This is a genomic window from Candidatus Accumulibacter cognatus, assembly GCF_000584975.1.
In the GTDB taxonomy this organism is placed as follows: Bacteria; Pseudomonadota; Gammaproteobacteria; order Burkholderiales; family Rhodocyclaceae; genus Accumulibacter; species Accumulibacter cognatus.
Genome location: NZ_JDST02000064.1, coordinates 119,444 through 128,421, shown reverse-complemented (window position 1 = coordinate 128,421; position 8,978 = coordinate 119,444). Strand labels below are relative to the sequence as shown.

The following is an 8,978-nucleotide window of genomic DNA, read 5'->3' as shown; positions in this document are numbered from 1 at the left end:
GCGGCAGCAGGTAGTCGGTCTTGCGATCGGTGACGATGAATTGGGACATGCCGGACCTCCGGTCCTGGAACGGCTATGATTGTAGCATATTCAGCGGGCGGCAAGGGTAAAGTCCGACAGGCTGCTAGTAAAAAATATCCAATTCCGTGAAATCGGCGCCTGCCTACGCGGCGTAGCTTGTCGGCTTTTTCCTTGAGCGGGAAGAACAGGCCGATGAACTCGAGGATTTGGGCCTGTTGATCTTCCGGGTGTGGCGAATGCGGGTGACGCTGACCGTTACGGCCGGTGCTGAAGAGATAGGTCAATCGTCCGAGCGCCACCAAGGCGTCGTCCGGAGTGATGGCGGCGGGGTCGTCTTCGGTGCTGCCGAAGGTCCGGTACAGATCGGTTTCAAACCGCCGCGTGATCTTCATGGCGAGCATTGCCACGAAGGCATGCGCCTTGGTCCGCTCGGCCTTGCACGGGAAGGAAGATCGGGTGAGTTTTCAGGAAGGTGGTTTTCAGGGTACGGAAGTTGCGCTCGACTATTACAGGTTGAGCTTGCTTTCCACAGTGCTGCCCAGCACCCGCATGGTGCCCGCTTGGTCGCCAACTGCTTAACCGTTGGCGATGAGGCTGCGCACTCGGGCAGGCAATCGCTCCCCTGGCGCGCATATCCGTTAAATAAAGGCACATTCCGAATGGAAGCGCTCGCCGCCTTTTGATGTCCGGGCGCCGGGTTTCGACATCGTGTGCGCGCAGCAGGTCTATGAACTGGCCGTCTGATGGCATGCGGCAAGCGCCCGGGGGCCTGGCCCGCTGGTGCCCGCGGGCGCATGGTTCAAAGCAGCGAGATTCTGTGCGCGCCTGCCGTTTCGGTGAGCACAAACTCGACAGGCAGGAACTTGCCGATCACTTCCACATTGGTCTGCAGATGCGAAGACACCCTCACCGTGGTGAAGGACCCGGCACCGGCGAGTGCCAGCGGCAGGACCAGCTGATCTGCCAGATGCTCGCCCACCACTGCAGTGCTGTCATGAAAATGCCGGGCGAGCTTCGCCACACGGTTGGCCACCACTTCAGCCGGCAAACCCTTTTCGCCAAAGGCAGTGAACAGTTCGGTGATTTCTCTGTATTGCAGCTCAACCAGTAAAGCATTTCCTGGCCCCTCGCGCGAAGGCAGGGCACGCAGTTCCTGCTGCAATTCCCCCAGCACCCCGCCGAGCTGCAAGTCCAGTTCCGCCAGCTCGCGTTTGGCCACCTCAACGGGCACCCCCGCGACGATGGCCGTCGCCCGCGCTGCGCGCAGCTCGCCACGCTCCAGCAACTCGAAGGACTGCAGGGCCGAGACCGGACATACCCTGGCGTACAGCTCACCGCCGCCTGCCGGATAAAAGCCGTGGCGTAGCAGCTCGATGGCCATCTCCACACCCATGCGCAGGAGCAGCGGCAGCCAGCTACGGCTCAGAAAATCGAGTGGCGGTGCCGCTGGATTGTGGGTTCCGCCGCTGATCCGCAGCGTGCTCGGTGCATCGGCGAACCACAGCGCCGGCAACAAGGTCTGCAGTACCAAGGTGCAGCTACCGGCCGTGCCAATGGCAAAGCGGTAGTCGTCACCGCGAATCTTGCCAGGGACAAAGCTCAGGGCTTGTGAACCCGGTGCCGCCCCCTGTACCTGTGCGCCGCAGATCTGCGCGGCGGCATTCACCGCCGTCAGATGCTGCCGCAACAAGCCAGGCTTGCTGCGCCTTGCACGAATTCGCTCGATGCGAAACGGTATTCCGGTAATCATCGACAAGGTCAGTGCGGTACGCAGAATTTGCCCGCCGCCTTCTCCGTGCGATCCGTCGAGTTCAATCATCTTCATTCTTTCTTCTTGTTCCAGAAAGTAACTCTCAACCCTTGACGCACACCACCTGGCGCAGAGTATGTACCACCTCCACGAGTTCGCGCTGCGCGTGCATCACCGCATCGATATCCTTGTAGGCCATCGGGATTTCATCGATCACATCGGCATCCTTCCGGCACTCGACGTGGGCGGTGGCGCGCTCCTGGTCGGCAACGGTGAAGCGGCGTCGGGCTTCGTTCCGGCTCATTGTTCGTCCGGCGCCGTGACTGCAGGAGCAAAACGATTCCTTGTTGCCCAGGCCGCGCACGATGAAACTCTTGGCGCCCATCGAACCCGGAATGATGCCGAGTTCGCCTTTCTGTGCCGAGACCGCCCCCTTGCGGGTGACCAATACTTCCGCACCAAAGTGAGTCTCGCGCTGGACGTAGTTGTGGTGGCAGTTTACGGCCTCGACGCTGGCGCCAAACGGTTTGGCAATCACGCCACGCGTAGCCGCAATGACGTTCTGCATCATCAGCAGACGATTTCGCCGCGCAAAATCCTGCGCCCAGCCGACAGCTTCGACGTATTCGTTGAAGTGCTGGCTTCCCTCCTCAAAATAGGCGAGGTCACGATTCGGCAGATGGGAGATGTGCTGCTGCATATCCTTCTGTGCCAGTTTGATGAAGTGGCTACCGATGGCATTACCGACGCCGCGCGAACCGGAATGCAGCATGAACCAGACGCGATCCGCTTCGTCGAGACAGACTTCGATGAAGTGGTTGCCGGTACCAAGCGTGCCGAGGTGCTTGTGGTTGTTGGTGTTCTTGAGACAAGGATGCCGGTCGGTGATGCGTGTAAAGCCTTCGATCAAACCAGCCCACATGGCATCGACACTTGCCGGTGGCGTATCCCATGACCCTTCGTCGCGCCGGCCCCGGCCCATCGTTCGCCCGTGCGGCACGGCGCGCTCAATGGCCGTACGCAGCGCCTGCAGATTGTCCGGCAAATCGGTCGCCAGCAGCGTCGTGCACGCGGCCATCATGCCGCAGCCGATATCGACACCGACGGCAGCCGGGATGATCGCACCCTGCGTCGGGATGACGCTGCCGATCGTCGAACCCTTGCCCAGGTGTACATCTGGCATCACCGCCAGGTGCCGATAGATGAAGGGCATTCTGGCGGTGTCGATCAACTGCTTGCGGGCTTCGTCCTCAACCGGAACGTCTTGCGTCCACATCTTGATCGGTTTGCCGTTTTCGACTTCGAGGAGTTGATAGTCCATTTCCGTAATTCTTTCACTGATCGTCGGCGGCCTGCTTCTTCTGCAGGCCTTCCTGTTGCATACGGCGGGCCTGTGACTTGCGTTCGCGTTCCTTGATACGACAAGGCCTGCATCGTACCGCGGTCGTTTCAACATTGCCCTGGGCAACTTCGTACCACCACTTTTGCTGCGTTGCGGTCCAGACGCACTCGACGCCGCAATCCCTGCACCGGAAAGCAATGTCCACGTAATAACCGCGTTCGATGAACGCAGGCGCCCCGTAGCTGATGCGGCGAGCCAGGCGGGTCGTATCACACCACACGATGCCCGAAGAGTAGACGTCAACCGACAGTGGCGAGGGGCTGCTCTGAATGCGCGTCGTACGCCGTAACCGGGCACTCTTGATTTCCAGCTTGCGCTGTTTTCCACTTTTCATGATTTCACCTACACTTTCTGATTACCGCATTTTCAGGTTTTCACCGCTCGCTCTCTCCCTACATCGCACGAGAGGGTAAGCGACTCACGCGCCCTTGATGTTCACCAGTCCGCTCAACACCTGATCCAGGCCACCAAACACCGAAATGCGGTCGATTCGTTCCGCCACACGTTCCAGGGTTTCCAGCTCCTTCAGACGCAGCGCGACCGGGTTTCCTTCCATCACTTTCGCGGTATTGAGCAGCGAACGTGTTGCCGCGGTTTCCTCACGGCGACGAATGACGTTCGCCTCAGCCAGCTTTCCGGCTTCGACCACCTTGGCAAGAATGGTCTTCATTTCGCCGGGCAGAACGATGTCCTTGACGCCGATGCTGCTCACCTCGATCCCGAAGCCGTTCAGCTTGCGCGCCACGTGCGCGCTGACTGCTTCGTCGATGATCTGCTTGTTTTCCAGCAGCTCGTCGAGCGATCGTGTTCCCACCGCGGCCCGCAAGCCGAACTGCAGTTCTCGATACAGGTGTTCGACTGGCTTTGCCAGCTTTTCGTGCGCCAGCAGCACGTCGGTATAGCGCCAGGTAGCCGCAAGGTTGAGGCGCAGGCCGACCTTGTCGCTGCTCAGAATTTCCTGGCCCGACACTTCCATGTTCTGCAGACGCATATCGACGAGTTCAACCAGCACTTCGCGGTTGAAGCGCCAGAATACCTCGACGCCGGGTGACATCAATCGCTGCACCTTGCCGTCGACGCGCAGAATGCCGACGTGGTAGGCAGGCACCTGCGCGATTAGCAGGCCGGCCAGGCCGCTCACCGCGTGCGCCCGCAGGCTCGGCTGCAGGAAGTGCGCTGCCAGTTGCGGTCCGACTTCATAGCCTTGCTGCAGATCGACTTTTTCCAGTCTATGCTCGGCCAGGCCCTTCCAGAAAATGCGTCGTGACCCAGGCGCCAGCACTTCGACCAGGATCTTGTTCTCATAGCGCAATCCTGCCTCGTCCTCACCCAGTTCCATGCAGACGAAATGTTCCGCAACGGTCTGCGGCTGATGCTGAAGCAGGTAGTCGACCAGCGTGATGTCGCGCATGGGAGCGTCGAGCTTCCAGCTCTGGACCGAGAGCCGGTTCACAGGGTCGAAGAAGTAGTAACGGCCAGCGCTGAGAATGCGTTCGAAATCACCTTCCTTGAACAAGGCAGCCCGTTCACTCTTCAACACGACGAAACGCTTCAACATGTTCATTCTCCTTTGCTGTTGTTCTGTTGCCGGTCAATGCCGGTCCGCTGGGCCGATTGCCCGGCACTCGCGGGGAAGCGAGTGGCGGCCTGCCGGAGTCAGCGCTTCTCCCTTGGTGCCGAGGCACGCGGGGGAGGGCTGACATTCCTGCTTCGTCGCCTGCTCACCGTGCCGCCAGTGCGGGACAGTCGCCGACCGGACCGGCAGCGGGAGCTTGCGCATCCCGCGACCGACGGGTACTGCTAGCTTACGCTGTCGTGGAAAGACAGTTTGGAGCGGGAATCGAACCCGCGACACACTGAGGATGAGTCAGTTTCTCTAACCGATTGAGCTATCCAATGGGGGCGACCCGGGAATCGAACCCGACGAGCTCCCGACGAGATCGCCCGTTATCGCCTTCCCGCTGTGGCGGCATGCACAGAAACGACAGACCGGAATCCGGTCTCTGCGCACCGGCGGGGTTTTGATCCCCTGCCCGTGGGCGTGCAGCGATGTTGCGACAGCTCTTCCACAGCGAAATTCGTGCCAACCTCTCGGAGAACCGCGGCATTGCATTCAAGCCATTGATCTGGCGAGATCTCCAGGATATTTGCGGCTTCCGTGAAAACAGGAGTGGGCGGCTTTTATTAGAATATGGAATCGATATTTATCTTTAAGGATAGTCAACATGAAGAGGAGCGTCGTCATCGGTTTTCTCGGTACGCAACTCGATTACGGTGGCAAGGGTAGCGCACGATGGGAGAAGTGGCGGCCGACGGTCGCCCTCTGCCAGCAGGAGGAGCTGATCGTTCATCGTCTGGAGTTGCTGCATGATGCACGCAGCCGCGGGCTGGCCGAGAGTGTGCAGGCGGACATCCAGTCGATATCGCCCGAAACCGAAGTCTGCCGCGTCGAGATCGAGCTGCGCGACCCCTGGGATTTCGAGGAAGTCTACACGACGCTGCACGACTTCGCGCGCGCTTACCCGTTCGACCCCGAGAACGAGGATTACCTGCTGCACATCACGACAGGAACCCATGTCGCACAGATCTGCTGGTTCCTGCTGGCCGAAGCGCGCTATTTGCCGGCCCGACTCCTGCAGACCTCACCGGCACGCAAGAAGGAGGTGGCGAATACTGCCGGAAGCTACGAGATCATCGATCTGGACCTGTCGCGCTACAACAAGATTGCGCAGCGCTTTCAGCGCGAGCGCGCCGACACGGTGAGCTTCCTGAAATCCGGGATTGCCACGCGCAACGCCAGTTTCAACCGCATGATCGAGCAGATCGAACGGGTAGCGGGGCGCTCGAAGTCGCCAATGCTGCTGATCGGCCCCACCGGTGCGGGCAAATCGTTTCTCGCCCGCCGGGTGTACGAACTCAAGCGACAGAAGCAGCGTCTGGCCGGACGTTTCATCGAGGTGAACTGCGCGACCTTGCGCGGCGATTCGGCCATGTCCAGCCTTTTCGGCCACGTCAAGGGAGCCTTCACGGGGGCGCAAAATGAACGCCCCGGGCTCCTTCGAGCGGCCGATGGCGGATTGCTGTTTCTAGACGAAATCGGCGAACTCGGACTGGACGAGCAGGCAATGCTACTCAAGGCGATCGAGGAAAAGCGCTTCTTCCCCTTCGGTGGCGACCAGGAAGTAACGAGCGACTTCCAGCTCATCGCCGGCACCCATCGCGACCTGCGCCATTGGGTTGCCGAGGGGCATTTCCGCGAAGACCTGTATGCGCGCATCAACCTGTGGACCTTCGACCTGCCCGGCCTGGCTCAACGGCCCGAGGACATCGAGCCCAATCTCGATTACGAGCTGGAACGTTATGCGCGTGACCATGATCAGCTCGTGCGCTTCAACGTCGAAGCCCGCCGCCGCTATCTGGCCTTTGCCAGCTCGGCGGACGCTGTCTGGAGCGGCAATTTCCGTGAACTCTCGGCATCGGTCACGCGCATGGCGACTCTGGCCGAAGCGGGACGGATCACCGAGGCGCTGGTTATCGAGGAGATCGAGCGGCTTGGCCACAGCTGGGTCAGCCGCCGGCCGGCCGATGCGGTCGCTGCTATCCTGGGCGAACAGGCCGAGCAACTCGACCTCTTCGATCGCTGCCAGCTTAACGCGGTGATAGCTGTTTGCCGGCAAGCGGCAAGCCTTTCGGATGCCGGTCGACAGCTTTTCGCCGTATCCCGCTTGGACAAGAAAACGGCCAACGACGCTGACCGGCTGCGCAAATACCTGTCACGCTTCGGCCTCGACTGGACGGCCGTAAATCACCAATGATCTCGGCGGACTCTTTCACGCCTGGCGCTGACCATTGGTGCAGGCGGTGCAGAGAGACTTGCCGTTGGCGAACAGGCAAACCCGGTCCCGACCGGCTTTCTTGGCGGCGTAGAGGGCTTTGTCTGCAGCCCGGAGCAGGTCATCCTCATTGTCCATGCCGTTCTCCCGGTTGGCCACGCCGATGCTCACCGAGATCTTGATCTCCATACCAGCGATGTGGATCTGCATCGCCTTGACCATCCGCCGTAGACGCTCGGCAGCCAGCAGGGCCGCTCGGGGGTCGGCATCGTGACAGACCACCAGGAACTCCTCCCCGCCGATCCGGCTGACACTATCGTCCTTGCGGGCTGCAGACTGGATGGCCTTGGCCACCTCCCGCAAGACCCGATCACCCATCGCGTGACCATATCGGTCATTGATGGACTTGAAGAAATCAACATCGATCATGAGGGCTGCCACCGGTTGGCCCGTGCGCTGGGAGGCACTCCAGAAGCGGCTCAGCAACTCCATGCCGGCCCTTCGATTGGGTAGCTCGGTCAGCGGGTCGGTCATCGCGGCATGTTCCAGCCGCCGGTTACTGATCGCCAGCTCTGCCGTAAACTGCTTGAGCTGTGTCCGATCCTTCTCCCAGGCCTCGAGCAGCTTCACGTAATGCAGGGCCGCCCTCATTCGGGCGCTCAAGGCTCGGACATGCACCGGTTTGGTCACGTAATCGTCGACCCCCGCTTCGAAAGCCTCGATGATCTTGCTTTCGTTCTCTTCGCCGGTCAGCATGATCACATACATGGACTGTCCCCATTCGGTGGCACGCAGGGCGCGGCAGAACTCGACCCCGTCCATGACCGGCATGTGCCAGTCGGTGATGACGATCTGGGGCATGACTTCCAGAGCCAGGGCCAGACCATCCTCGCCATTTTCGGCGGTGTGGACCCGGCAACCGAGAAGGTGGCTCAGCAAACCCTCCGTCATCATCAGGGTCGTGGGGTCGTCCTCTACCAGCAAGACCCGCTTACGGCTGTGCTCCGTCTTTGATTCCTGCTCCGGGCGGGGAACCGGAGCATTGGCCATGGCGCTAAACGCAGGGAGCTGGGCGGTAGGCACCTTCAGCAGATCGGTCCATGCTTGCCACTGGTGAACCACACGGTCGAATACTTCGCCCATGGCCGTCACATCCAGACCGGCCTTGCCACCCAGCAGCATCAGCTCGACAATGTTGCCATGGCGCTCCGACTCGGGTGAGCGACCGAGGTCCGCCATTCGTCGTGCCTGGAAGAACAGATGGGTCAACTGATCAGGCCGGGAACCCTCGGAAAAGCCGGAGGTCTGCGGAAACTCGTGGTAATAGACAGGCTCGGCAAGGGCTTTAGGAATGCCGCAATCAGCGAGGATGGCGGTAGTGAATTCGGTGTGATCTGCTCCAAGACGCCTGCGCTCCAGTTCCAGGAGTACTGCACCATGGCTCTGCTCGGCCAGTACCGTCGCATAGTCGGCGGGGTAGAGGGTGGCCAGCGCCAGACGGCCGATCTGCGCCAACAGACCACAGGCAAACAGTTCGTCAGGTGAAGCAAGCCGTACCATCCGGCCCAACTCCTGGCTGGCCACCGCCATGAACAGGGAGTGGGACCAGAAAGCCGGATAATCAAAGGCGGCGCACTGTCCCTGCAGATACTGGTCGACCAGAGAAAAGCCCATGGCCAGTTGGCGGACGGTCGTCATGCCCAGGCGCATCACGGTTTCCCTGACCGAGACCAAGGGCCGAGTACCAGCCGATGAAGCATTGGCGAGACGCAACAGGCGGCTGGAGAGCGCAGGGTCGCCCTGAACTACCCGGGCCACCTCGTCAATAGTCGCATCCTCGCGCCTACAGATCTCCATGATCGCCAACGCCACCCCTTTCGGGCTGGGAAGTTGGCCGCTGATCCGCAATTGTTCGATCTTGCTCATGTGTTCCTGCTGATGGTGGCTGGTTTCTCGTTCCCGAGCGGCATGT

Annotated in this window: 6 protein-coding genes, 1 tRNA gene and 1 pseudogene; 1 reads left to right on the top strand and 7 read right to left on the bottom strand. The window is 60.7% G+C overall.

The genetic code is table 11. The annotated features are described in order from the left end of the window. From AW06_RS20590 to AW06_RS12920, 6 genes and pseudogenes are all read right to left on the bottom strand, one after another. Positions 1-428: pseudogene (locus AW06_RS20590) on the bottom strand (hypothetical protein); the annotation flags it as partial. A 392-nt stretch (positions 429-820) separates the two neighbouring features. Continuing rightward, on the bottom strand, positions 821-1,840 hold the full coding sequence (rtcA, locus tag AW06_RS12940) for an RNA 3'-terminal phosphate cyclase (protein WP_273704662.1): 1,020 nt from the start codon (positions 1,838-1,840) through the stop codon (positions 821-823). A gap of 34 nt (positions 1,841-1,874) precedes the next feature. Next, entirely contained in the window at positions 1,875-3,092 is a 1,218-nt protein-coding gene (locus AW06_RS12935; protein ID WP_034950680.1) for an RtcB family protein, read from the bottom strand. 13 nt (positions 3,093-3,105) lie between these two features. Further along, positions 3,106-3,507: a zinc-ribbon domain containing protein gene (locus AW06_RS12930; RefSeq protein ID WP_046536199.1), complete on the bottom strand. Its 402-nt coding sequence runs from the start codon at positions 3,505-3,507 to the stop codon at positions 3,106-3,108. Positions 3,508-3,591: 84 nt separating this feature from the next. Next, a complete protein-coding gene (locus tag AW06_RS12925) occupies positions 3,592-4,731 on the bottom strand; it encodes a slipin family protein (protein ID WP_034950678.1) in 1,140 nt (379 codons plus the stop codon). 267 nt (positions 4,732-4,998) lie between these two features. Continuing rightward, positions 4,999-5,070: transfer RNA gene (locus tag AW06_RS12920), tRNA-Met, on the bottom strand. A gap of 328 nt (positions 5,071-5,398) precedes the next feature. Here AW06_RS12920 and rtcR point away from each other — a divergent pair. After that, positions 5,399-6,988, top strand: coding sequence for an RNA repair transcriptional activator RtcR (gene rtcR / locus AW06_RS12915; protein WP_034950675.1), 1,590 nt, complete (start codon positions 5,399-5,401; stop codon positions 6,986-6,988). A 15-nt stretch (positions 6,989-7,003) separates the two neighbouring features. On the opposite strand, the gene AW06_RS12910 is transcribed toward rtcR, so the two are convergent. Beyond that, positions 7,004-8,932, bottom strand: a complete 1,929-nt coding sequence (locus AW06_RS12910; RefSeq protein WP_034950672.1) for a diguanylate cyclase — start codon at positions 8,930-8,932, stop codon at positions 7,004-7,006. Between the last annotated feature and the right edge of the window lie 46 nt (positions 8,933-8,978).